1 protein-coding gene is annotated in these 229 nt (G+C 47.6%); it reads left to right on the top strand.

Translation table 11 applies throughout. The features are described from left to right. Positions 1–31: 31 nt before the first annotated feature. The coding region (locus tag Q4528_RS16685; RefSeq protein WP_303522930.1) for an HD domain-containing protein at positions 32–229 on the top strand (198 nt) is incomplete at its 3' end.

Below are 229 nucleotides of genomic sequence, written 5' to 3'. Positions count from 1 at the left end.
CGCCTTTACTGTTGATGAACACACCCATCGCTTGGTAAGAAAGATTCACTCTTTTAAAGACCCCGCGACAAAAGAAGTCCACCCGCTTTGTTGTCAAGTTTATCCACGTTTAGAACGACCAGACATTCTGGTATTGGCTGCCATTTTTCATGACATAGCCAAAGGCCGCAAAGGCGACCACTCCACTCTAGGTGCGGTAGACGCCGAGGAATTTTGTTTAGCCCATGGA

The sequence above is a fragment of the Staphylococcus pasteuri genome (genome assembly GCF_030547725.1).
Classification (GTDB): Bacteria; Bacillota; Bacilli; order Staphylococcales; family Staphylococcaceae; genus Staphylococcus; species Staphylococcus pasteuri.
The sequence above is the reverse complement of the archived record's forward strand: the minus strand, read 5'-3'. Positions and strand labels throughout refer to the sequence as shown.